Source organism: Pseudomonas sp. Marseille-Q8238, from assembly GCF_965111915.1.
This window is the reverse complement of the sequence record NZ_CBCOPI010000001.1, coordinates 1,180,470-1,204,122: the sequence shown is the minus strand read 5'-3', so window position 1 is coordinate 1,204,122 and position 23,653 is coordinate 1,180,470. Positions and strand designations below refer to the sequence as shown.

Genomic DNA, 23,653 nt, shown 5'->3' with positions numbered 1-23,653 from the left:
AGCCCAAGGAACGACCATGAGCCAACCCGATTACCTGCGCAGCGACTACGTCCACTTCCAGCCGATCACCACGCGCTGGCACGACAACGACGTCTATGGCCACGTCAACAACGTGGTCTATTACAGCTTCTTCGACAGCGCGGTGAACACCTACCTGATCGAGGCTGGCGGCCTGGATATCCACGATGGCGAGGTGGTCGGCTTCGTGGTCAGTTCCAGCTGCGACTACTTCGCCTCCATCGCCTTCCCGGACCTCATCGAGGTGGGCCTGCGTGTCGGCAAATTGGGCAACAGTTCGGTGCAGTACGAGCTGGCCATCTTCAAGGTCGGCGAGGAGCAAGCCTGCGCCGCCGGACGTTTCGTCCACGTTTTCGTCGACCGGCAGAGCAACCGCCCGGTCGCCATTCCAGAAGCACTGCGTGCGGCCTTGGCCCGCCTGGTGCGTGACTGACAACAAGCAAGAGGAGCACTGCCATGCAAGACGCCGTCATCGTTTCCACCGCTCGCACGCCCATCGCCAAAGCCTTCCGCGGCGCCTTCAACGACCTCAAGTCACCGTCCATGGCCGCCGTTGCCATTCGTGCCGCTGTCGAGCGCTCCGGTATCGAGGCGAGTGAAATCGACGACCTGGTGATGGGCACCGCCATGCAGGGCGGCACCGCCTCCACCAACCTGGCGCGCCTGTCGGCGATCGCCGCGGGCCTGCCACTGTCCGTCAGCGGCCAGACCATCGACCGCCAGTGCGCCTCCGGCCTGATGGCCATTTCCATCGCCGCCAAGCAGATCATGGTCGACGGCATGCAAGTCACCGTCGGCGCTGGCCAGGAACAAATCAGCCTGGTGCAGAACACCCACATGAAGTGGACCGTCGCCGACTACGATCCGGCCGTGGTGAAGATGGCCGAGCATGCCTACATGCCGATGCTGCAGACTGCCGAGCTGGTCGCCAAACGCTACAACATCAGCCGTGAAGCGCAGGATGCCTACTCCCTGCAGTCGCAGCAGCGCACCGCCGCTGCCCAGGCCGCGGGTCTGTTCGCCAACGAAATCGTTCCGGTCGCCGCGCGCAAGAAACTGGTCGACAAGGAAACCGGTGCGGTCAGTTTCGAAGAGGTCACCCTCAGCCTGGACGAAGGCAACCGTCCGCAAACCGTGCTGGAAGACCTGACCAAGCTCAAGCCTGTCATCGAAGGCGGCTGCATCACCGCCGGTAACGCCAGCCAGCTGTCCGATGGCGCCAGCGCCTGCGTACTGATGAGCGGCGCCCTGGCCGCCCAGCGTGGCGTGCAGCCGTTGGGCCTGTACCGTGGCATCGCCGTGGCAGGCCTGGCACCGGAAGAAATGGGCATCGGCCCGGTCTTCGCCGTGCCGAAACTACTCAAGCAACATGGTCTGTCCGTCGACGACATCGGGCTGTGGGAGCTCAACGAAGCCTTCGCCTGCCAGGTGCTGTACAGCGCGCAGACCCTGGGCATCGACCCGGCCAAGCTGAACGTCAACGGTGGCGCCATCTCCATTGGCCACCCGTACGGCATGAGCGGCGCGCGCATGGTCGGTCACGCCCTGCTGGAAGGTAAGCGTCGCGGCGTGAAGTACGTGGTCGTGACCATGTGCGTCGGTGGCGGCATGGGTGCCGCAGGCCTGTTCGAAGTCCTGTAAGCCACAACCCTGCGGCCGGCGTCATGCGCCGCCGCGGGAAGCCCTGAAAGAAACGCTCCATGCCTTGCCGACCAGCAGGCTGGGGCGTCTCGTCAGCGACTCAGTGCGCGACCCAGAAACGCCTGCCGGCATCAGGCAAGCCAGCTGGCAGGTCACTCTCGAGAATCAGCACACGCCGCTCGTGCAGCCGGCTCCGGTAGATCTGCTCACCGAAATGACGGAGAACCAGTGCCTGGAAACTGCCATCGTCCTGCACCAGACGCAGCCCTCGCTCGAAACGCTCGCGCAGCGCCTGCCCATTCTGCCGATTGAAGGTGAAGTACACCGGCAACGGGTAGACCAGCGCCAGGCTGGGCTCGACCATCAAGTCCGGGTGCCTGGCCGCCTCGCTGTCCAATTCCGACCAGGCTTCGTGCAAGGCGCGGTGGTAATAATCGAAACGCCGACTCTCCAGCATCGCCAGCAGGTTCTCCGAGCGCGAGGCTCCCACCACCGGTAAACGGTTGGCCGCGAACTGCGAGAAATCACTCCACTGGGTAACGAACCCGGCGCGCATCTGCCGCAAGTCGTCCAGGGTACGCACCTGGGCAAAACGCGGCGCATCTTCCCGACGAATCAGCAGCAGGCGATACCCGAGCATGCCGGCATGGATGTCCTGACGCAGCATGTCGAAGTCGTCCAGGCGCTGCTGGTTCGGCGGCACGTAGGCCAGGTCGACCTCTCCGGTGCGCAGTTGCATCAGGCAGCGCTCCTGTGGCGGGTCCTCATCGCTCGCGGGGGCTATCGTCAACTCACCGTCGGATGCTGCCGTGCGCGCCAGGATCAGGTTCGCCAGCTCGATACGGTAGGCATAGCGACCCGGGTCATGCTGGCACACACGCAACTCGCCGGCCTGCAGGTCGAGCACCAGGCAGGCCGCAAGCAGCGTCCACCAGGGCCTGCGGCGAGGCGTGTTCAACGCGCCTGCGTGACCTGTTCGCACAGCGTAGTGAGCGCGCTCACCCACTGCGGGTGATCATTCACACAGGGCACCAGCACGAGCGTTTCGCCGCCGGCTTCCTGGAACTGCTCCTGGCCGCGCATGCCGATTTCCTCCAGCGTCTCGATGCAATCGGCAACGAACGCCGGGCACATCACCAGCAGTTTCTTCACCCCTTGCTTGCCCAGCTCATCGAGGCGCGCCTCGGTATAAGGCTCGATCCACTTGTTGCGGCCCAGGCGCGACTGGAACGACACCGACCATTGCCCAGGCTGCAGGCCGGCGCGCTCGGCGAAGGCTTCGGCGGTACGCAGGCACTGGCTGCGATAGCACAGCGCCAACGTCGCGTCGCTGACCTGCCGACTGTCGCTGGCCAGCAGGTCATGTGCAGGGTCCTTCACCAGCTTGCGAATATGGCTTTCCGGCAGACCGTGAAAGCTCAACAGCAGATGATCGAAGCCCTGCTGCAGATGCGGCTGGGCACTGGCGACCAGAGCATCCAGGTATTCCGGCTCGGCGAAGAACGGCGGCAGGATCGCCAGTTCCAACGGCAGTTTGCGCTCGCGCAAGACGCGGCGGGTTTCCTCGATCACCGTGGTGGTGGTGCTGTCAGCGAACTGCGGATACAAGGGCGCCAGGGTCACACGTTTGACGCCCTGATCAACCAGGCGCAGCAACGCCTTTTCGATGGACAGTTCGCCATAACGCATCGCCAGGTCGACGGGGCCGTGCGTCCACTGTGCCTTCATCGCCTGCTGCAGGCGGCGGCTGAGCACCACCAATGGCGAGCCCTCCTCCCACCAGATCGAGGCATAGGCGTGTGCCGACTGCTCAGGTCGCTTGATCAGGATCAGCGACACCAACAGCCGCCGGATCGGCCACGGCAGGTCGATGACGTAGGGGTCCATGAGGAACTGGTTGAGGTAACGCCGTACATCGGCCACCGACGTAGAGTCCGGGGAACCGAGGTTGACCAACAGCAGGGCATGGTCTGTCATGCAGCATCCTTGAAAAGATCGGCCAGGGCCGAGTCGATATCGGTAAAACGGAACGTGAAGCCCGCGGCCAGCGCGCGCGCAGGCAACGCCTTCTGCCCGCCGAGCAGCAGCCCGGACAACTCCCCCAGGCCAACACGCAGCACGGGGGCGGGCAACGGTAGCAGCGCCGGACGATGCAACGCACGCCCCAGGGCCTGGGCAAAGGCCTTGTTACGCACCGGCTGCGGCGCGCAGGCATTATAGGGACCCTGTGTGTCTTCCTGCTGCAAGAGAAAGTCGATCAAGGCGATTTCATCCTGCAGATGAATCCATGGCATCCACTGCCGGCCGCTGCCAATCGGTCCACCCAGCCCCAGCCGAAATGGCAGCAACAGGCGTTTGAGAAACCCGCCATGGCTGGCCAGCACCAAACCGGTACGCAGCAGCACCACGCGAACCCCGAACGCTTCGGCACGTCGCGCAGTCTCTTCCCAGGCACCACAGAGCTGGGCGGCGAAATCCTCGATCACCGGTGCATGATCCTCATGCAGCTCGCGTTCGCCACCGTCGCCGTACCAGCCTACCGCCGAACCCGAGATCAGTAGATGCGGCTTTTGCGCGCGCCCCTGCAGCCAGTCCAGCAACTGCTCGGTCAGGCCGATACGACTGGCCCAGAGCAAGGCTTTGCGTTTATGGGTCCAGGGGCGCTCGGCAATCGGCGCTCCAGCCAGGTTGACCACCGCATCCAGGGGCTCATCACCGTAGTCAGCGAACTCACCGATGCCACGAACCTCGGCACCACACAGTTCCGCAACCCGCTCAGGCGTGCGGCTGTACACCGTGAGGCGGTGCCCCTGCTGCAGCCAATATCGACACAATGGTCGGCCGATCAACCCCGTACCGCCGGTCAGCAAGATATGCATGATTGTCTCCTTGCATGGCGCCAAGTACCCGTCTCACCCTAGCAGCCTGCCAGACTTGATGTCGCCCAGAGCACGTGCAGCTAGCCGCGGGAGCGCGCCATGCGCGCGAATCGCCGGCATGCACCAAGCCCGGACACCCCCGGGACCCTCGCTCGAATAAACAGCATTCGCTTCAACCCGACCTTCCCCCGCGACGAACGATCAAGCTCCGACAGGCTGCTAGTCTGAATCATGCCTTGGCAGCAGGGTCTGTTGTGTAGTCTCAGCGATACAACCTGCTGCAACGGCAATCGCTCCAACCTACGAGGTCCATCATGAGTGCACCCATTGCCATCATCGGCACCGGCCTGGCAGGGCTCTCCGCCGCGCAGGCATTGCATGCTGCCGGTCAGGAGGTCCAGCTCTTCGACAAGAGCCGTGGCAGCGGTGGACGCATGGCCAGCAAACGCAGCGAAGCCGGGTCCCTGGATCTCGGCGCACAGTATTTCACGGCCCGTGACCGCCGCTTCGTCGAGGTGGTGCAACAGTGGCAGGCTCGTGGCTGGGTCGCCGAATGGGCCCCTCATCTGTATAGCAGCAGAGACGGTCGCCTGAGTCCCTCACCGGACGAGCAGGTGCGCTGGGTCGGTACCCCACGCATGAGCGCCATCACCCGCGCCCTGCTCGGCGCCCTGCCTGTGCACTTTGCCTGCCGCATTACCGAAGTCTTTCGCGGTGAGCAGCACTGGACCCTGCAAGATGCAGACGGCCAGAATCATGGCCCGTTCAGCAGCGTGATCATCGCCACACCGGCCCCGCAGGCCAGTGGTTTGCTGAGCGCCGCGCCCAAACTGGCCAGCGCGGCTGCCAGTGTGATCATGGAACCGACGTGGGCCGTGGCCCTGAGTTTCGCCATGGCCCTCGACAGCCCGGTCGAAGGCTGCTTCGTACAGGACAACCCCCTCGCCTGGCTCGCACGCAGCCGCAGCAAGCCGGAGCGAGATACCCTTATCGACACCTGGATTCTGCACGCCAGCAGCACATGGAGCCGCCAGCACCTGGACCTCTCCAAGGAAGCCGTTATTGAACAGCTGCATGGCGCGTTTGCCGAAATGATCGGCTGTGCAGTGCCCGCGCCCTGTTTCAGCCTGGCGCACCGCTGGCTCTATGCGCGCCCGACCAGTGCTCATGAATGGGGCGTTCTGGCCGATGCCGACCTGGGCCTGTATGCCTGCGGCGACTGGTGCCTGTCCGGGCGGGTCGAAGGTGCCTGGCTAAGCGGCCAGGAAGCGGCCAGGCGCCTGCTGGAACATCGCCAATGAATACCGGATTGCGACTTAATCCAAGCAAACTGCTGCTCTCGAAATGGACGGCCCGTCACCCGCAAAACCGAGAGAAACACTTCCTGGTCAGCAAACTGCTTCACGCCGAGGACGGTACGCTGTCAGGCATCGAACTACAGGCCGTGCTCACGGGGCGCAGTCAGATCCTGGACTGGAAAATGCTACGAGACGGCGAACGCTGGCAGATGGGCTGGCACTAGCCATCTTGTGGGACAATACGTCTCCTGCCCCTTGAACCCTCCGTTATGCGCAAGCAACCCGAACGCCCAGCCCCTCGCTCGTCCGTGCCCGAAAACAAACCCTTGCTGCACCCGCGCAACCGCCATCAGGGCCGCTATGATTTCCCCGCACTGATCAAGGCCAGCCCGGAACTGGCCGCGTTCGTCATCCTCAATCCATACGGCAAGGAAAGTATCGACTTCGCCAATCCGCAGGCGGTACGGGCCTTCAACCGTGCGTTGCTGCAACAGTTCTACGGGGTCCAGGGCTGGAACATTCCAGAGAATTACCTGTGCCCACCGATACCGGGGAGAGCCGACTACCTGCACTATCTGGCTGACATGCTCGGCTCCAGTCATGACGGCGCCATTCCGCGCGGCGCTGCCATTCGCGGGCTGGATATCGGCACTGGCGCCAGTTGCATCTATCCACTCATCGGCCATCACGACTACGGCTGGAGCTTCGTCGGCGCCGATATCGATCCCGCCTCACTGGCCTCAGCCACCGCCATCCTTCAGGCCAATCCACCGTTGGGCAATGCCATTGCCTTGCGCCAACAACTCGATCCGCAACAGATATTCCAGGGATTGATCCAGGCCGACGAGCAGTTCGATTTCACACTCTGTAATCCGCCCTTCCATGGCTCGCTCGACGAAGCGCACCGAGGCAGTCAGCGCAAATGGAAGAACCTCGGCAAGCTCGACCCGAAACGCCAGTTGCCAGTACTCAACTTCGGCGGACAGGCGGGAGAACTGTATTGCGAAGGGGGTGAAGCCGGTTTCATCGCGCGCATGGCGCAGCAGAGCGCTTCGTTCGCCCAACAGGTCTTCTGGTTCAGTACCCTGGTTTCCAAGGCCGGCAACCTGCCGCCCCTGCAAGATCGTCTGAAAAGCCTGGGGGCCAGCGACATCCGCGTGGTGCACATGGCCCAAGGCCAGAAACAGAGCCGCTTTGTCGCCTGGACATTCCTCGACAAGAACCAGCGACGCGCCTGGCGCAAACAACGCTGGCAGGCGTGACCACGAGCGCATAAAAATGCGCCCGGCAGTGCGCGCAGCGGCCACTGCCCATGGATTTATCCCATCATGGGGGAACGGCACACGCCTCCAATAATCCAATCGGGCTATTCTTCGCGTCAGGCAATGATAAGGAACAGTCCATGCGCCGCATTCTCCGCGACCTGAAAATCATGCTCATGACCAACCTGTGGATCGTGCCAGTGGTGGCCGCCCTGGTGGGTGCACTTTTCTATTTCGTCGCCCCACCACCGCCGATGCATGCCCGCATGGCCACAGGGGCACCCAGTGGTGGTTATCACGCCTTCGCCGAGCGCCTGCGCGATGAGCTGGAGAAACAGGGCTTTACCCTTGAGCTGGTACAGAGCCGTGGCTCCCAGGACAACCTGACCAAACTGGAAAGCAATGAGGTGCAACTCGCCCTCGTGCAAAGCGGCCAGGAATTGAATGTCAGTGATGAGGAGCGCGAAAAGCTCGCAGGCCTGGGAGTGATGTACCGCGAGCCGCTGTGGTTGTTTACCAGTCGCAAGGTGAAATTCGAGCACCTGTCCGACTTGATGTCCTTGCGCCTGGGCGTCGGGACGGAAAACAGCGGCACCCTGGCCGTAACGTCAGCCCTGTTCGAAGCCAATCGCATCGACTCCACGCAGTACCCTGCATCCTGGCAGAAGGTTGGTGGGTCACGTGCCGCCAACGCATTGATCGCAGGCGAGCTCGATGCGGCGTTCTTCGTCGGCCCGGCAGAAAATGCGCTGATCCAGCGCCTGGCCGCCAGTCCAGACGTGCGCCTGGTGAGCCTTCGCCGCACCTCCGCCTACCTCGCGCGCCTGCCCTACCTGAGCGAACTGCAGGTAGGCGAAGGCATGCTCGACATGGCGCAAAACACCCCCGAATCCGACATCGTCACCCTCGGCCCGGTGGCCACGCTGGTCAGCGGCGAAAGCTTCCACCCTTCGCTCACCCCGCTGATTCTCGAGGCGGCGCGCACCGTGCTGAAGAATGGCAGCCTGCTGGACCCGGCCGGCCAGTATCCGGCACGCCCACCGTTGTCGCTGAAAACACTGTCCGAAGCCGATTACTACTACGACAAGGGCTTGCCGATCCTGCAACGCTACCTGCCCTTCCGCATCGCCTCGCTGGCCGACCGCTACATCATCCTGGCCATCCCGCTGCTTGTGCTGCTGTTCCCCCTGTTCAAGGCCATCGGCCCGATTTACCAGTGGCGAATTCGCGCACGCATCTACCGCTGGTACAAGCACCTGCGCGAGATCGACCAGCGTCTGTACAAAGGCACGCTACCCAACGACCTGAGCGCAGAAATCAGTCGCCTGGAACAACTGGAGGATGAGCTGGCACGTGTCGAAGTACCACTCTCCTATTCGAACGAGTTGTACGAGTTGCACATGCACCTGCGCTACATGATCGAACGCCTGCAGTCCTATCAGCAGCGTGAGCTGAAATCCCAGGAGGCCTCCTGACAGGAGGTCGCTCGACTCGCTAGGTTTTCCAATCGCCTGATACCATACCCACTTTCCGCCTCTGCATTACGAGACTGCCATGCCGATCCGCCACTGCATCGTCCACCTGATCGACAAGAAGCCCGACGGCACACCAGCCGTACTGCACGCCCGTGACAGTGAGCTGGGCACATCCCAGGCCATGGAAAACCTGCTGGCCGATCTCAATGAGAGCTACAACGCCAAGCAGGGCAAGGCCTGGGGACTGTTCCACGAGGAGTCGGGGGCCTATCCGTTCAGTGGCTGGCTCAAGGAATACCTCGACGGTGGGCGCGACTTCACTGCTTTCAGCCGCCAGGCCGTCGAGCAACTGCAGAAGCTGATGGAAGAGTCCAACCTGTCCACCGGCGGCCATGTGCTGTTCGCCCACTACCAGCAGGGCATGACCGACTACCTGGCCATCGCCCTGCTGCACCATAGCGAAGGCGTGGCAGTCACCGAAGCACTGGACGTGGCGCCAGCCAAGCACCTCGACCTAGGCCAGCTGCACCTGGCCGCGCGCATCAACATTTCCGAGTGGCAGAACAACCAGCAGTCCAAGCAGTACATCTCGTTCATCCGTGGCAAGAACGGCAAGAAGGTCTCGGACTACTTCCGCGACTTCATCGGCTGCCAGGAAGGCGTCGATGCGCCAAGCGAAACCCGCACCCTGCTCAAGGCCTTCAGCGACTTCGTCGAGAGCGAGGATCTGCCGGAAGAACAGGCCCGCGCCAAGACCGATACGCTGGTCGACTACGCCAGCAGCCAGGCCAAGATCGGCGAACCGATGACCCTGGAAGATCTCTCCGGGCTGATAGACGAGGACCGCCCACGCGCCTTCTACGAACACATCCGCAACAAGGACTATGGCCTGGCCCCGGAATTCCCGGCGGATAAGCGCACGCTGAACCAGTTCCGCCGTTTCACCGGCCGTGCCGAAGGGTTGTCGATCAGTTTCGAGTCACACCTGCTGGGCTCGGCCATCGAGTACGACGAAGCCCGAGACATGCTGATCATTCGCCAGTTGCCCACGCAGCTGAAAGACCAGCTCAAGCGCCGCAAGGACTGAGCATGAAAAAGATTCTGGTGCTTCTGGTAGCGCTGGTGGTCTGGCAGCAATGGGACCGTATCGAACCATTGCTGAGCACCAGTGACACGCCGGTAGTATCCACACGCCCCGGCGAAGTGGTGCTCTATGCCACGTCCTGGTGCGGGTACTGCGCCAAGACCAGAACGTTTCTCGAGCAGCAGAACATTCCTTACCGCGAACTCGACATCGAGAAGTCGGCCAGTGCACGCCAGGCCTATGACGCCCACGGCGGACGCGGCGTCCCGCTGATCGACGTAAAGGGCCAGCTCATCAGTGGCTACAACCCCCAGGCCATTCTCGCTGCTTACTGAAACGTGATCACCAGTAATAGAAATGCCCGGCGAGCCGGGCATTTTTAGTGGGCAAGAGAATGAAATGACTCACGCCGCCTCGATACGGAACCCCAGCCGCGGGAAGTGCACATGCACGATGCCGGCGCGCTCATCCTCGCGGCGCAGGATCAGCTCCTCACGTCCGGCAAACAGCAACTCACCGGCAACCGGGTCGACCCCATAATCAGTGGCGGCAATTACCACCTGCTGCCCCGCGCTGAAACCATTGGGCTCTTCGAGATCATCCACTGGCAGTGCCGCGGGCGTGGCTTCGCGAGCAATGTCGATGGCCTCGACAGCACTCAATGGGCTCGCCGAGCCATGTCCAAAAGCCAATACTCGCGCAAACCAGGTGCTCACCGCTGGATAGGCATCAACCAGTTGCGCTGTAGCCGGCGAGGCTTTGAGGAACCACAGACCATGAGCCAGGGCAAAATCGGCAATGGAAGGCTCGCCAAACAGGAAATCACCCGATTCGCGCGCCAGTTGCTGTTCGACCCGCCCCATGATGCTCGGCCAGTTATGCCGAGCGATCTCTGCCGGCAGGCGCCCAGCGGTCCCCCCACTGAACAGACCCGCCCGATCCGCGACGAACGCCTTCATCGCTTCCGGAGGGAACTTGGCAAAACGCACCGCTATCGCCTCAGGTTGAAACGCCAGGCTGACCGCATGCTGGAACACCACCGAGTCGACCCACAGGGCGAAGCTGGCACTGATGAACTCCTGGCCTTCGGGGAATAGCGCAGGAACTGCCTTCTCGGCCTCCAGGCGTCGGGCGATCAAGGCCGTGTCGCAGTAGATATCAGCACCGATCTGCAAGACCGGTGTCTTGCGATAACCGCCGGTCAGGGCCACCAGGTCAGGCTTGGGCATCACCGGCGGAATCACCACCGAACGCCACGACAATTGCTTGAAGCCCAGCAGCAACCGTGTTTTTTCGGCGAATGGCGAAGCGGGATAGTGGTGCAGAATAAGCTCGTGCATGACGGGCTCCGTGTCATTGGCAGTGGACCAGCAGCTTACCTGTCACACCCTCCGCAGCCTACCCGCTTAGCCTGATAGCGCATCATCAGCCGATTGCATGGGCTGGTCACTGACCAGGCGCTCCTTGGCCACTTTCGTCAGTGCCTTGACCGCCCGCTCGCGGCGCAATGCATCGCCCTTGCTCGCGCATGCCTCGACGTAAACCAGCGCCTGGGCCGGGCTGGAGTGGAAAAAACGTGCGCCCTTGCCGCGCTGATGCTGAGCGAAACGCCGCTGCGGATCATCACTGATACCGCAATAAAGCGCCCCATTGGCCGCACGCACCAGATAGACAAACCAGGCTTTCTCCGGCGTCGGCTCGATGCCCTCTGCGCCCTTGCACTCACTCATCACTACCCTCGCCTTCAATGCGCGGGCAGCTTACGTCACTCAGCGACCCGCCTGCCAGGCATGCAGCCCCGCCATTGCCTGTTTGCGAATGGCGCCTTGCACCAGCGGCGTCCAGCCCAGCAACAGTCCTTTGTTCCCCAGAGCCTGACGCGACCAGCGCCACAGGTCGAAGTGGTCACGGTGCTCCACGATCTTGCCGTCGGCAAAGCGGAAGCGCGCCTGGATACGGTTGACCACAGTACGACCGGTCTTGCTGAACAGGTAGGTGGCGACCCAACAGGCACTGCCCTGCTGGTCATCGGCCTGGACGCCATCGAAGGTCAGGGAGAAATTCTGTGCACGCGCCGCCAGCATGCGCCACATATCAGCCGCGTCGCTGCCACGCAGGTCCGTGAATACCGGGTCACTGAACTGCACATCCGCGCTGTAGCAGGCCGCCATCGTTTGCGCATCCAGTTCCTGGAAGGCCTGGTAGAAGCGCGTGATCAATTCGGCGTTGGGATGGGCCATGGGTGCTGCTCCAGTGAGTGAACTGCATGCAGTATCGCTGGCATTTCGCCACAGAGCGATTGTCTCGAACGCCATCTTTGTGTCAATAATCGCCAACCTGTCAACCGGGCCGCCTCATGATCCGCATTGCCTTGTATGTGTGCCCACAAACCGTTTGCTCCAGCCTGACCATGGCAGACGATGCCTTTCGCCTGGCCAATCTGCTGGCCGGCGAGGAGTGTTTTCGCATACAGCGCGTCAGCAGCGACGGAAAGGCCGTGGAGCTTGGCTTCGTCGAGGTGCGCGTGGATGGCGACCTGCGTCTGGCAGAAGAGGCCGACCTGCTGCTGATTCCCGCCACCGGCAGTGCGCAACACCGGACCCTCGAAGGCAACCGCACCCTGCTGCAATGGCTGGCAAAACGCCCAGCCGAGCAACAACTGGCCAGCCTCTGCAGCAGTGCCTTTCTCCTGGCCGCGGCCGGCCTACTCGACGGCAGACGTGCAACCACCCATTGGGCTCTTGCGAATCAGTTCCGTCAGCATTTCCCTCGTGTGCAACTGCAGATCGATCAACTGTTCACCGAGGACCGCAATCGCTTCTGCTCGGGCGGCGCCCAGGCCGGGCTCGACCTGTGCCTGCATCTGATCGCCTGGCATGCCGGCGACTGGCTGGCCCAACGGGTTGCCAACACCCTGGTGGTCGACCGCGAACGGGGACAACAATCGCGCTTCGCCCCACTCCTGCCGGACATGGTAATGGACGACGCACTGGTCGCACCGCTGCTGCGCTGGTTGCAACACCATCATGGCGAAGCCATCGACCTGCAACGCCTGGCCGGCCAGGCCAACTGCTCGACACGCACCCTGCTGCGCCGCTTCAAGGCGGCAACCGGACTGACACCCAACGACTACCTGCAACGCCTGCGCATCAGTGCGGCACAGAGTGCATTGCGCAACCCTGCTCGCTCCCTGGAACAGGTGGCGGCGCAGGTGGGTTACGCCGATCGCGCCACTTTCGCCAAGCTGTTCAAGCAGGTATGCGGGGAAACACCGGGAGCATTTCGCAAGCGCCTGAACAATCGCCCATCCAGAACAGATCCTGCTTAGTGGCAGCCAGCGATACGCCGCGCTCTCCCTGTGATGGACGGTTTGGTCGCTCCAACGATCTACGCGGGGACACCTCTACAAAGGCTCTGCCCCTGATGCACGCGGAGCGCCCCCGACTCAGGTCCCGCACGCTCAATGCAGGATCTGGCTGAGAAACAGCTTGGTGCGCTCGTTCTGCGGGTTGGTGAAGAAGGTGTCAGGGTCGTTCTGCTCGACGATCTCCCCCTTGTCCATGAAGATCACCCGGTCCGCCACGGTACGGGCAAAGCCCATCTCGTGGGTCACGCAGAGCATGGTCATGCCGTCGTGGGCGAGGCCGATCATGGTGTCGAGCACTTCCTTGACCATTTCCGGGTCCAGGGCCGAGGTCGGCTCATCGAACAGCATGATCTTCGGCCGCATGCACAGGGCCCGGGCAATCGCCACCCGCTGCTGCTGACCACCGGACAGCTGACCGGGAAACTTGTTGGCCTGTTCCGGAATGCGCACCCGCTGCAGGTATTGCATGGCGACCTCCTCGGCCTCCTTCTTCGGCATCTTGCGCACCCACATCGGTGCCAGCGTGCAGTTCTGCAGCACGGTCAGGTGCGGAAACAGATTGAAGTGCTGGAACACCATGCCGACCTCACTGCGAATGGCCTCGATCTGTTTGAGGTCGCTGGTCAGCTCGGTACCGTCGACGATGATGCGCCCCTGCTGGTGCTCCTCCAGCCGGTTGATACAGCGGATGGTGGTCGACTTGCCAGAGCCCGAAGGCCCACACAGCACAATGCGCTCGCCCTGGCGCACATTCAGATTGATGTCCTTGAGCACATGGAACTGTCCGTACCACTTGTTCACGCCCTGCAACTGGATGATCGGCTCGGCGCTGGGTTGTTTGTTGGCTTCACTCATCTCGACACTCCTAACGCGTGTGGCCGGTATTCAATTTGCGCTCCAGGCGCATGGAATAGCGGGACATGCTGAAACAGAAAATCCAGTAGACCAGGGCCGCGAAGACATAGCCCTCGGTCGACATCCCCAGCCACATCGGGTCGCTGGTGGCGCGCTTGATGCTGTTGAGCAGGTCGAACAGGCCGATGATGATCACCAGGCTGGTGTCCTTGAATAGCGCGATGAAGGTGTTGACGATCCCCGGGATCACCAGCTTCAGCGCCTGCGGCAGGATCACCAGGCCCATGGTCCGCCAGTAACCAAGCCCCATGGCCGCCGCCGCTTCGTACTGCCCCTTGGGAATCGCCTGCATGCCGCCACGTACCACCTCGGCGATGTAGGCCGCCTCGAAGAAGACCACCATCACCATCGCCCGCATCAGCTTGTCGAGGCTGATGCCTTCCGGGAGGAACAACGGCAGCATCACCGACGACATGAACAGCACGGTGATCAACGGCACCCCACGCCAGAACTCGATGAAGGTGACGCAGATGACCTTGATCGCCGGCAGTTCCGAGCGTCGCCCCAGCGCCAGCAGGATGCCCAGCGGCAATGCCCCTGCGATGCCCACCGCGGCAATCACGATAGTCAGCATCAACCCGCCCCACTGCGACGTGGCCACGGTTTCCAGACCGAAGAAGCCGCCGTGCAGCAGCCAGTAGGCCACGACCGGATAGATCACCAGATAGGCCAGCCCATACTTGGCCTTGTACTGGAATCGATCGAGAAAGAGCGGGATGGCCGCGACGACGGCCAATATCCCGGCCAGGTCGACCCGCCAGCGCAACTCTGTCGGATAGAAGCCATACATGAACTGGCCAAAGCGGTCGCCGATGAAAATCCAGCAAGCGCCCTTCGCGGCCCCCTCGCCCTGTGGCACGCAATCCGCCCGGGTACCACTCCCCCAGTACGCATGGATGAATGCCCACTCGATCAAGGGTGGTATCGCCAACCAGAGCACGTACAGACCCAGCAACGTCAGCAGGGTGTTGAACCATCCCGAGAACAGATTGGCCCGCACCCAGGCCAGTGGTCCCACGCTGATCGAAGGCGGCGGCAGGTCGGGCTTGAACGTATGTGTCGTCATGTCAGCCTCCTAGCGCTCGACCAACGCGATGCGTTTGTTGTACCCATTCATCAACAGCGAAATGCTGATGCTGATGGCCAGGTAAACGCTCATGGTGATGGCCATGACCTCGATGGCCTGCCCCGTCTGGTTGAGCACGGTGCCGGCGAACAGCGAGACCATGTCCGGGTAGCCGATGGCCGCAGCCAGGGAAGAGTTCTTCGTCAGATTGAGATACTGGCTGGTCAGCGGCGGAACGATCACGCGCATGGCCTGCGGGATGATCACCAATCGCAGGATGCGTCCGGGGCGCAGCCCCAGCGAGCGCGCTGCTTCCGTCTGGCCATGACTGACCGCCTGGATGCCGGAGCGCACTGTCTCGGCGATAAACGCTGCCGTGTAGATGCTCAGTGCCAACACAATGGACGTCAGCTCAGGCGCCATGACCCAGCCGCCCCGGAAGTTGAAGCCCTGCAGCACCGGCACGTCCCAGTGCACCGGCACGCCAGCGACCAGCATGGTCAGGCCCGGCACTCCAAGCAGCAAGGCAAGCACACACAGCCAGACGGGAAAACCCTGCCCCGTAGCCAGACGCCGCTTGTGTGCCCATCGCCAGAGAACGATGGCAACAATCACACTGACCAGCAATGCGATCAGAAAGGGCACCAGCCCCTCGGCGGCCAGCGGCGCCGGCATCTGCACGCCACGCTTGTTGAAGAAAAAGATATCGCCCAGGCTCAGGCTTTCGCGGGGACCGGGCAGCGGCCCGATCACGGCGAAATACCAGAAGAAGATCTGCAGCAATGGCGGGATATTGCGGAACGTCTCGATATAAATGGTCGCCAGCTTGCGAATCAGCCAATTGGGCGAGAGCCGTGCGACACCGACGGTGAAACCGATCAGCGTGGCGAAGATGATGCCAACCACCGTCACCAGCAGCGTGTTGAGCAACCCGATCAGGAATACCCGGCCATACGAATTGCTTTCGTTGTAATCGATCAGGTGTTGGGAAATACCGAAACCGGCGCTCTGCTCGAGAAAGCCGAAGCCGGAAAGGATGCCGCGCTGCTGCAGGTTGTGCTGGGTGTTGTGAAACAGGTACCAGCCGATCGCCACAACGGCGACGACGGCAATGATCTGGAAGAGCCAGGCGCGGATCTGCGGATCGGTCCAGATGGACGGGCGCGGGCGCGAAAGAGTGGCTTTGTTCGACATGATGGCCCTCATGGAGCAACGCGCCCATCACCGCAGCGCGAGGCTCATGGAATCAGGAACACGCCATCGCCCCGCTAGAGGGCGATGGCACAGGGCAGGTCAGCGCACCGGCGGTGCGTACTGCAGACCACCCTTGTTCCACAGGGCATTGAGGCCACGCTCGATTTTCAGCTCGCTGCCGGCGCCCACGTTACGGTCGAAGATCTCGCCATAGTTGCCCACTTGCTTGACGATCTTCACGGCCCAGTCCTTCGGCAGCTTCAGATCCTTGCCGAAATCACCCTCGGCACCCAACAGACGGGCGATATCCGGGTTCTTGGTCGACTTGGCCATTTCCTCGACATTCGCAGAGGTAACCCCGAGTTCTTCGGCATTCAACTGGGCAAACAGCGTCCAGCGCACGATATCGAACCACTCCTCATCACCCTGACGCACTGCCGGGCCAAGAGGCTCCTTGGAGATCACTTCCGGCAACACCACGTACTCGTCCGGCGCCGCCAGCTTGATGCGCTGGGCGTACAACTGCGACTGGTCGGAAGTGAGCACGTCACAACGACCCGACTCCAGCGACTTGGCGCTTTCATCCGAGGTGTCATAGGTGATCGGGGTGTATTTCAGGCCATTGGCGCGGAAGTAGTCCGCCAGGTTCAGCTCGGTAGTGGTGCCCGCCTGGATACAGACCGTGGCGCCATCGAGTTCCTTGGCGCTGGAAACACCGACCTTCTTGTTAACCAGGAAGCCCTGACCGTCGTAGTACGTCACGCCGGTAAAATTCAGGCCCATGGCCGCATCACGCGAGCTGGTCCAGGTGGTATTGCGCGACAGCATGTCGACTTCACCAGACTGCAGGGCGGTGAAGCGCTCCTTAGCGGTCAGCGGGCTGAATTTGACTTTGGACGCATCGCCAAATACGGCGGCGGCGACGGCACGGCAAACATCCACATCGATCCCCAGGTAATTACCCTTGGCATCGGTATAGGAAAAACCCGGCAAGCCATCACTGATCCCGCACTGCACGAAGCCCTTCTTCTTTACCGCATCCAGGGTGGCACCGGCGTGAGCAAAACCGCTCGCTCCCAGTAGCGTTGCCGTGGTCAATATCGCTAGGGTGGATTTCACCATCTTCATCAAAACCTCCAGATATTCTTGTTGGATCGGAGTCTCGGTCCCGCCGCCGTAACCCTTGTGAGGCACGTTCGATACCGCCACCATTGCGGATCGACCGGAGAGAGAACCAGAAGTGAGTCTAGTTGCCGATCTACCAGCCGGCGAAAAACTCACTCCGCGCTCGCAGGTCATACGAGCTGGAGACGAAATGGATGCCCGCCTTTTACCGTTTCAGAACCTGTTCACGATCTGGCGCGTAGAGGTTCTTTGCGGCACCCACCGGGCCAAGGCGCTGTAGCAAGCGCCGTACCACCTCAGGCGAAAGATACGAATTCGAGAGGGTCAAGAGGCAAACGTTCGGCCTTGCGACATCTTGTTAATGATCCACCTACAGGGCGCGCCCCATGATGATGCGCCCGCACTGCCATGGAGCCGCACATGCCCGAAGCACTGCTTCTCGATCCCACAGACAAGGCCGATGCCTGCGTCATCTGGTTACACGGCCTGGGCGCCGACCGTTATGACTTCCAACCTGTGGCCACAGCCCTGCAGAAACACCTGAGTACGACACGTTTCATCCTGCCGCAGGCGCCAACGCAACCTGTGACCATCAATGGTGGTTGGGCAATGCCCAGTTGGTACGACATTCTCGCCATGAGCCCGGCACGCGCGATCAATCGCGAGCAACTGGAAGCCTCTGCGCAAACCGTGATTGACCTGATCGAAGCGCAACGTGACAGCGGCATCGATCCGGCGCGCATCTTCCTCGCTGGTTTTTCCCAAGGCGGCGCCGTGGTCTATCACACGGCTTTCCTGCGTTGGCATGGGCCTCTGGGCGGAGTGATGGCGCTGTCCACCTACTCACCGACCTTCAACGAAGGGCTGACGCTCAACGACTACCAGCAGCGCCTCCCCGTACTGTGCCTGCACGGTAGCCATGACGACGTCGTGCTGCCGAGCATGGGGCGCGCAGCCTACGACCTGCTGCACGACAAAGGCGTAGACGCGACCTGGCAGGAGTTCCCGATGGCCCATGAAGTCGTGCTGGAAGAGATAGAAACCATCCATGCCTGGCTGGCCCAGAAGCTCAGCCGCTGAGAACAACCCTCCTGCTCGCAATGGGTTCAGGGGCGTGATAAAGGCAGCAGGCTGCCGATAAGGGACGCCCGCGCCGGCGCCCCCCCTGACAACCGCCACTGGTCGAGCAAGTCAAACAACAATAGACCCTGCAACATCCCAGCAATATTGACCGCTGGTCGGCCTGGCATGCCTGGGCCATTGCCTCCCGATAAATGGCGGCATACCGTCGATGCAAGTATCCACACAACAGGGAGGGGTTTGTGATGCCAGCATTCATCAAACATAAGCTCGGCGCTTCACCCTTGCGATGAAAAACGCCAATTGGAAACAGGATCTGCAGCAAATCAGCCGCGTGCGGCTCTTCCACAACGTCGCTGCCAGCAGTCTTGAGCAGTTGCTCAGAGAGTTCCGCGCCTGCGACCTGGAGGCCGGTGAAGTCCTGCTCTCCCCTTTCAACCGCAATCAGTTCCTCTACCTTCTGCTCGAAGGTGAACTGAAGGTCTACCTCGGCTCGCTCGACAATCAACCGGTCAGCACCCTGCAAACGGGTGAGTGTGCCGGTGAAATCAGCTTTATCGACAATGACCACCCGTGCGCCTATGTCGTTGCCACACAACCCTCCAAGGTCTTGCGCCTGCACCGCGAATCGCTGGTCAGCCTGTTCAATCAATCCCCCCAACTGATGCAGAACCTGCTGGAGCTGCTCTGCGAGCGGGTTCGACAGGGCAACCGGATCATTCTGGACAGTGAACAGAACGCCAATGTCGATACGCTCACCGGCTGTTTCAATCGACGCTGGCTGGACTATGTCTATGAGCGCGAAAGCACGCGCTGTGCCTTCAATGAGCAGCCCCTGTGCCTGCTGATGCTCGATGTCGACCACTTCAAGGCCTACAACGATCAGCACGGCCATCTGGCAGGCGACTACGCCCTGTGCCTCGTGGCCCACACCCTGCGCCAACAGCTACGCCCCAAAGACAGCCTGGTACGTTATGGCGGCGAGGAATTCGTCATCCTGCTCCCGGAGATCGCCGCGGACGAGGCTCGCAGCATTGGTGAGCGCCTGCGCCAGAGCCTGGAGCAGATCGGCTCGTTCTACTCTCCAGTCGGCATCCTGCCGGGCGTCACGGTGTCCATCGGGCTGTCCCAGATGCAGCCCAGGGACGTTCTTGAAAAACTCATCGCCCGGGCAGACAGCGCGCTCTACCAGGCCAAACTCCAGGGTCGTAACCGTCTCTGCGGCTGAAAGCTCCCTTCAGGAACAGATTCCGCCTTCTGATCAACCTCCCCCCAGCGCAGTTGTGATGACGCCTCAACAGGCCCTACAGTCGGCACATAACAAAACAACAACGCCCGGATGGCACCTCATGCGCAAGCTCCTGCTCACCCTTCTGATCCTCGTGCTGATCGGCGCCGGGATCTTCTTCAGCCTGCCCAGCCTGCTCGACCGCAAGATGAACAGCGTCGCCCACCCCGCGCCCTACCACGCCAGCGACAGCGCAGAGAAACTGCATGACAGCCTGTTCGTCGCCGACCTGCACAACGATGCCCTGCTCTGGCAACGCGACCTGCTCGACCGGGCCACCTATGGCCACTCCGACCTGCCACGCCTGCTCGACGGCCATGTAGGCCTGGAAGTCTTTTCCACCGTCACCAAGACGCCACGCAACCTGAACTATGAGAGCAACGCCGCCGACACCGACAACATCACCCTGCTGATCATGGCGCAGCGCTGGCCGCGCGCCACCTGGACCAGCCTGCTGGAGCGAGCCCTGTACCAGAGCCAGAAGCTGCAACAGGCCGTGGCTGACAGTGAGGGGCGTATGGTGTTGATTCGCACCCGTGGCGACCTGCAGGCGTTCATGGAAACCTGGCGGCGCGACCCCAAACACTTGGCCGCCCTGCTCGCCACCGAAGGGCTGCAACCGCTGGAAGGCCAACTGGACAATGTCGATCGCCTGTACGACGCCGGCTTCCGCATCGCCGGCCTGACGCATTTCTTCGATAACGAAGTCGGTGGCTCGGCACATGGCCTGAACAAAGGCGGTCTGACTCCGTTTGGCCACGAGGTCATCACCCGTCTTGAGCAAAAAGGCATGCTGGTGGACCTGGCCCATGCTTCCAAAGCCCTGATCGATGACGTACTCAAGGTCAGCAGCCGCCCGCTGCTGGTCTCGCACACTGGGGTCGCCGGCACCTGCCCCGGTCCACGCAACCTCAGCGATGCCCATATCCAGGGCATTGCCGCCACCGGCGGGTTGATTGGCATCGGCTACTGGAAAACCGCCGTGTGTGAAACCTCGGTAGGGGCTATCGTTCGAGCCATTCGCTACACGGCCGACAAGGTCGGGGTCGAACACGTGGCGCTGGGCTCGGACTTCAACGGCACGGTCCACACGCCGTTCGACACCACCGGCCTGGCCCAAATCACCGAAGGACTGCAGCGCGCCGGTTTCAGCAATACGGACATTGCCGCCATCATGGGCGGTAATGTCCAACGCCTGCTGATGCGCACACTGCCCGAGTCATTAGGGTCTGCTGCCGTTTCGGCAAGGCGCTGACAAACCAGCGATAGGCCCTCGCCCCCGCGGCACTTCGCCACGGGGGCATCTTGCTTTACACTGGCGGCCGTTCATTCCTTAACCAATACGAGATGGCCGTGCTCAAAGCACTCAAGAAAATCTTCAGCAAGGGCGATGCCGAGCAGCCCGCGCGCGGCACCCCCTCCAGTCCTGCAGTAGCAACCCCGGCACCCAATAGCGAGAAGCGTGGGCATTCACCTCGCCCCTCCTCTGCCGCCACCCCTGTCAGCACTGCGCGGGACAACGCCACAGATCCGAAGAAACCGCGTAGCGACAAGCCACGTCGCGAGCGCGTAGCCAAGCCGGTCGACATCTGGAAACTGGAAGACTTCGTGGTCGAGCCTGCCGAAGGCAAGACCCGCTTCCATGATTTCCGACTCGCCCCCGAGCTGATGCATGCGATCCACGACCTGGGCTTCCCGTATTGCACGCCCATCCAGGCGCAGGTCCTCGGTCACACCCTGAAGGGCAAGGACGCTATCGGCCGCGCCCAGACCGGTACCGGCAAGACCGCCGCCTTCCTGGTCTCGACCATCACCCAGTTGCTGCAAACCACACCGCCGAAAGAGCGCTACATGGGCGAACCGCGGGCGCTGATCATCGCGCCGACCCGTGAGCTGGTCGTGCAGATCGCCAAGGACGCTGCCGCGCTGACCAAATACACCGGTCTCAACGTGATGACCTTCGTCGGCGGCATGGACTTCGACAAGCAGCTCAAGCAGCTGGAATCACGCTTCTGCGACATCCTCGTGGCCACTCCGGGCCGCCTGCTGGATTTCAACCAGCGCGGCGAAGTGCACCTGGACATGGTCGAAGTCATGGTCCTCGATGAGGCCGACCGCATGCTCGACATGGGCTTCATTCCGCAGGTCCGTCAGATCATCCGCCAGACCCCGATGAAGGGCGACCGCCAGACCCTGCTGTTCTCCGCCACCTTCACCGAAGACGTGATGAACCTGGCCCGGCAATGGACAGTCGACCCGGCTATCGTCGAGATCGAGCCGGAGAACGTCGCCAGCGACACCGTCGAGCAGCACGTCTACGCCGTATCCAGCAAGGACAAGTACCGCCTGCTCTACAACCTGGTCACACAGAATGACTGGGAGCGGGTCATGGTCTTCGCCAACCGCCGCGACGAGGTACGCCGTATCGAGGAAAAACTGATCAAGGACGGCGTCAGCGCCGCGCAGATGTCCGGCGACGTGCCCCAGCACAAGCGGATCAAGACCCTGGAAGGCTTCCGCGAAGGCAAGATCCGCGTGATGGTCGCCACCGACGTCGCCGGTCGCGGCATCCACGTCGATGGCATCAGCCACGTGGTCAACTTCACCCTGCCCGAAGTGCCGGACGACTATGTGCACCGCATTGGCCGTACTGGCCGCGCCGGCGCCAGCGGTGTCTCGATCAGCTTTGCCAGTGAAGACGACGCCTACGCCCTGCCGCCCATCGAAGCACTGCTCGGCCGCAAGATCACGTGCGAAATGCCGCCCGAGGAATTGCTCAAACCGGTGCCGCGCAAGAACTGATCCGCCGCCAACGAAAAAGCCCGCTCACCGCGGGCTTTTTCATGTCCGTAAAACGGGACGGTGTGCATCGCAGCCTCTCCCATCACCTACAGCTGCTTTACCAGGCTCAACACCTCGGCACTGCGCTGCGGCCGCTGGGCCAGGTAACGGGTGCAACTGACGCGCAGGAACGAGGCGAAGTTGACCACTTCCCCGCGGTAATCCATGACCTCGTCATACAGCTTGGCGATCAGTTGATTGGTAGTCATGCCGTCGACCTCGGCGATCTCGTGCAGGATGTCCCAGAACTGGTTCTCCAGGCGCAAGGTGGTTACCACACCGCGAATGCGCAGGGATCGCGAGCGTGACTCGTAGAGGATCGGATCAGCCTTTACATACAACTCACACATCGTGCGTCACTCCCCAGTCGGCGATGTTCCAAGGCTCGCCAGGCCTTGGCCTGGTGTGCAGGTCAGCGCCTGCACACGCTTCTGCAGTTTATCCCAGCACGCGGAGGAGCGCCGCCAGCCAGGCCGGATGTGCCGGCCAGGCTGGAGCGGTGACCAGGTTGCCGTCGACATGCGCGGCATCCACCGGCAGCTCGATATATTCACCGCCTGCCAGGCGCACTTCCGGGGCACAGGCCGGGTAGGCGCTGCACTGGCGGCCCTTGAGCACACCGGCAGCGGCAAGCAATTGCGGGCCATGGCAGACCGCCGCAATCGGCTTGCCGGCAGCGTCGAAGGCCTGCACCAGCGCCACCACGTCGTCATTCAGGCGCAGGTATTCGGGCGAGCGTCCACCGGGCACCACCAGTGCGTCATAGTCTTCGGCACGGACCTGATCGAAAGCGAAGTTGAGCACAAAGTTGTGCCCCGGCTTCTCGCTGTAGGTCTGATCGCCCTCGAAGTCGTGAATGGCGGTGCGCACGCTGTCGCCAGCCTGCTTGCCAGGGCACACCGCATGCACGGTGTGGCCGACCATCTGCAGCGCCTGGAACGGCACCATGATTTCGTAATCTTCGACGTAATCGCCGGCCAGCAGGAGGATCTTCTTGGCAGTCATGAGGTGTCTCCGGGTGGGTGAAGGTGATCGCAGTCTGGAGCAGGACTGCAGCCGTCGGGTAACAACTGGCTACTACAGTTTGATCTGACGCGTTTATGAGTGTGCAGAGTGTGCG

The 23,653-nt window shown here is 62.1% G+C and carries 25 protein-coding genes; 13 read left to right on the top strand and 12 right to left on the bottom strand.

Annotated elements, in window-relative coordinates:
• The first annotated feature begins 16 nt into the window (after window positions 1–16).
• Together ACWPW0_RS05400 and ACWPW0_RS05395 are read left to right on the top strand one after the other, a co-directional pair.
• Window positions 17–451, top strand: a complete 435-nt coding sequence (locus ACWPW0_RS05400; RefSeq protein ID WP_447589705.1) for an acyl-CoA thioesterase — start codon at window positions 17–19, stop codon at window positions 449–451.
• A gap of 23 nt (window positions 452–474) precedes the next feature.
• Window positions 475–1,659 carry an acetyl-CoA C-acyltransferase gene (locus ACWPW0_RS05395; protein ID WP_454254662.1) on the top strand — a complete coding sequence of 395 codons (1,185 nt, stop codon included), beginning with the start codon at window positions 475–477 and terminating at the stop codon, window positions 1,657–1,659.
• A gap of 100 nt (window positions 1,660–1,759) precedes the next feature.
• Here ACWPW0_RS05395 and ACWPW0_RS05390 read toward each other — a convergent pair whose 3' ends face one another.
• The 3 genes from ACWPW0_RS05390 to ACWPW0_RS05380 are packed head-to-tail and all read right to left on the bottom strand — an operon-like array spanning window position 1,760 to window position 4,538.
• On the bottom strand, window positions 1,760–2,617 hold the full coding sequence (locus tag ACWPW0_RS05390; RefSeq protein WP_454254661.1) for a substrate-binding periplasmic protein: 858 nt from the start codon (window positions 2,615–2,617) through the stop codon (window positions 1,760–1,762).
• A complete protein-coding gene (locus ACWPW0_RS05385; protein ID WP_454254660.1) occupies window positions 2,614–3,636 on the bottom strand; it encodes a ferrochelatase in 1,023 nt (340 codons plus the stop codon). The genes ACWPW0_RS05390 and ACWPW0_RS05385 overlap by 4 nt, the downstream gene beginning before the upstream one ends.
• Entirely contained in the window at window positions 3,633–4,538 is a 906-nt protein-coding gene (locus tag ACWPW0_RS05380) for a TIGR01777 family oxidoreductase (protein WP_454254659.1), read from the bottom strand. Before ACWPW0_RS05380 ends, ACWPW0_RS05385 begins: the two co-directional genes overlap by 4 nt.
• Window positions 4,539–4,852: 314 nt before the next feature.
• On the opposite strand from ACWPW0_RS05380, the gene ACWPW0_RS05375 reads away from it, so the two are divergent.
• The 6 genes from ACWPW0_RS05375 (at window position 4,853) to ACWPW0_RS05350 (ending at window position 9,992) form a co-directional block, all read left to right on the top strand.
• Window positions 4,853–5,839, top strand: coding sequence for an NAD(P)/FAD-dependent oxidoreductase (locus ACWPW0_RS05375; RefSeq protein WP_454254658.1), 987 nt, complete (start codon window positions 4,853–4,855; stop codon window positions 5,837–5,839).
• Window positions 5,836–6,060, top strand: coding sequence for a TIGR02450 family Trp-rich protein (locus ACWPW0_RS05370; protein WP_447589695.1), 225 nt, complete (start codon window positions 5,836–5,838; stop codon window positions 6,058–6,060). Before ACWPW0_RS05375 ends, ACWPW0_RS05370 begins: the two co-directional genes overlap by 4 nt.
• Before the next feature lie 45 nt (window positions 6,061–6,105).
• Window positions 6,106–7,098 (top strand): 23S rRNA (adenine(1618)-N(6))-methyltransferase RlmF, encoded by a 993-nt coding sequence (gene rlmF / locus ACWPW0_RS05365; protein WP_454254657.1) that lies wholly within the window; start codon window positions 6,106–6,108, stop codon window positions 7,096–7,098.
• 140 nt (window positions 7,099–7,238) lie between these two features.
• A complete protein-coding gene (locus ACWPW0_RS05360) occupies window positions 7,239–8,573 on the top strand; it encodes a TAXI family TRAP transporter solute-binding subunit (RefSeq protein WP_454254656.1) in 1,335 nt (444 codons plus the stop codon).
• 79 nt (window positions 8,574–8,652) lie between these two features.
• Window positions 8,653–9,660 carry a nucleoid-associated protein YejK gene (gene yejK / locus ACWPW0_RS05355; protein WP_447589689.1) on the top strand — a complete coding sequence of 336 codons (1,008 nt, stop codon included), beginning with the start codon at window positions 8,653–8,655 and terminating at the stop codon, window positions 9,658–9,660.
• Between the two features lie 2 nt (window positions 9,661–9,662).
• Window positions 9,663–9,992, top strand: a complete 330-nt coding sequence (locus ACWPW0_RS05350) for a glutaredoxin family protein (protein ID WP_454254655.1) — start codon at window positions 9,663–9,665, stop codon at window positions 9,990–9,992.
• A 69-nt stretch (window positions 9,993–10,061) separates the two neighbouring features.
• On the opposite strand, the gene ACWPW0_RS05345 is transcribed toward ACWPW0_RS05350, so the two are convergent.
• The 3 genes from ACWPW0_RS05345 to ACWPW0_RS05335 form a co-directional block, all read right to left on the bottom strand.
• On the bottom strand, window positions 10,062–10,997 hold the full coding sequence (locus tag ACWPW0_RS05345; RefSeq protein WP_454254654.1) for a glutathione S-transferase family protein: 936 nt from the start codon (window positions 10,995–10,997) through the stop codon (window positions 10,062–10,064).
• A gap of 66 nt (window positions 10,998–11,063) precedes the next feature.
• Window positions 11,064–11,387 (bottom strand): GIY-YIG nuclease family protein, encoded by a 324-nt coding sequence (locus ACWPW0_RS05340; RefSeq protein WP_454254653.1) that lies wholly within the window; start codon window positions 11,385–11,387, stop codon window positions 11,064–11,066.
• A gap of 39 nt (window positions 11,388–11,426) precedes the next feature.
• Window positions 11,427–11,897 carry a nuclear transport factor 2 family protein gene (locus ACWPW0_RS05335; protein WP_454254652.1) on the bottom strand — a complete coding sequence of 157 codons (471 nt, stop codon included), beginning with the start codon at window positions 11,895–11,897 and terminating at the stop codon, window positions 11,427–11,429.
• A gap of 116 nt (window positions 11,898–12,013) precedes the next feature.
• Between ACWPW0_RS05335 and ACWPW0_RS05330 the strand changes: the two genes are divergently transcribed.
• Window positions 12,014–12,985, top strand: coding sequence for a GlxA family transcriptional regulator (locus tag ACWPW0_RS05330; protein WP_454254651.1), 972 nt, complete (start codon window positions 12,014–12,016; stop codon window positions 12,983–12,985).
• Between the two features lie 132 nt (window positions 12,986–13,117).
• Here ACWPW0_RS05330 and ACWPW0_RS05325 read toward each other — a convergent pair whose 3' ends face one another.
• The 4 genes from ACWPW0_RS05325 to ACWPW0_RS05310 all read right to left on the bottom strand — a co-directional run bounded on the left by ACWPW0_RS05325 (window position 13,118) and on the right by ACWPW0_RS05310 (window position 17,327).
• A complete protein-coding gene (locus tag ACWPW0_RS05325; RefSeq protein WP_454254650.1) occupies window positions 13,118–13,879 on the bottom strand; it encodes an amino acid ABC transporter ATP-binding protein in 762 nt (253 codons plus the stop codon).
• 10 nt (window positions 13,880–13,889) lie between these two features.
• Window positions 13,890–15,005: an amino acid ABC transporter permease gene (locus ACWPW0_RS05320; RefSeq protein WP_447589678.1), complete on the bottom strand. Its 1,116-nt coding sequence runs from the start codon at window positions 15,003–15,005 to the stop codon at window positions 13,890–13,892.
• Window positions 15,006–15,014: 9 nt separating this feature from the next.
• On the bottom strand, window positions 15,015–16,199 hold the full coding sequence (locus ACWPW0_RS05315; RefSeq protein WP_454254649.1) for an amino acid ABC transporter permease: 1,185 nt from the start codon (window positions 16,197–16,199) through the stop codon (window positions 15,015–15,017).
• 99 nt (window positions 16,200–16,298) lie between these two features.
• Window positions 16,299–17,327, bottom strand: coding sequence for an amino acid ABC transporter substrate-binding protein (locus ACWPW0_RS05310; RefSeq protein WP_447589675.1), 1,029 nt, complete (start codon window positions 17,325–17,327; stop codon window positions 16,299–16,301).
• Between the two features lie 417 nt (window positions 17,328–17,744).
• On the opposite strand from ACWPW0_RS05310, the gene ACWPW0_RS05305 reads away from it, so the two are divergent.
• The 4 genes from ACWPW0_RS05305 (at window position 17,745) to rhlB (ending at window position 22,494) form a co-directional block, all read left to right on the top strand.
• Window positions 17,745–18,404, top strand: a complete 660-nt coding sequence (locus ACWPW0_RS05305) for an alpha/beta hydrolase (protein WP_454254648.1) — start codon at window positions 17,745–17,747, stop codon at window positions 18,402–18,404.
• Between the two features lie 289 nt (window positions 18,405–18,693).
• Window positions 18,694–19,632: a GGDEF domain-containing protein gene (locus ACWPW0_RS05300; RefSeq protein WP_454254647.1), complete on the top strand. Its 939-nt coding sequence runs from the start codon at window positions 18,694–18,696 to the stop codon at window positions 19,630–19,632.
• Between the two features lie 121 nt (window positions 19,633–19,753).
• A complete protein-coding gene (locus ACWPW0_RS05295) occupies window positions 19,754–20,947 on the top strand; it encodes a dipeptidase (RefSeq protein WP_454254646.1) in 1,194 nt (397 codons plus the stop codon).
• A 92-nt stretch (window positions 20,948–21,039) separates the two neighbouring features.
• Entirely contained in the window at window positions 21,040–22,494 is a 1,455-nt protein-coding gene (gene rhlB / locus ACWPW0_RS05290) for an ATP-dependent RNA helicase RhlB (protein WP_454254645.1), read from the top strand.
• A gap of 86 nt (window positions 22,495–22,580) precedes the next feature.
• Here rhlB and ACWPW0_RS05285 read toward each other — a convergent pair whose 3' ends face one another.
• Both ACWPW0_RS05285 and ACWPW0_RS05280 read right to left on the bottom strand, forming a co-directional pair.
• The gene (locus ACWPW0_RS05285; protein ID WP_447589666.1) at window positions 22,581–22,883 is read right to left on the bottom strand and encodes a ribbon-helix-helix domain-containing protein; all 303 of its coding nucleotides are present in this window, start codon (window positions 22,881–22,883) and stop codon (window positions 22,581–22,583) included.
• A gap of 88 nt (window positions 22,884–22,971) precedes the next feature.
• On the bottom strand, window positions 22,972–23,538 hold the full coding sequence (locus tag ACWPW0_RS05280; RefSeq protein WP_454254644.1) for a DJ-1/PfpI family protein: 567 nt from the start codon (window positions 23,536–23,538) through the stop codon (window positions 22,972–22,974).
• Window positions 23,539–23,653: the final 115 nt, after the last annotated feature.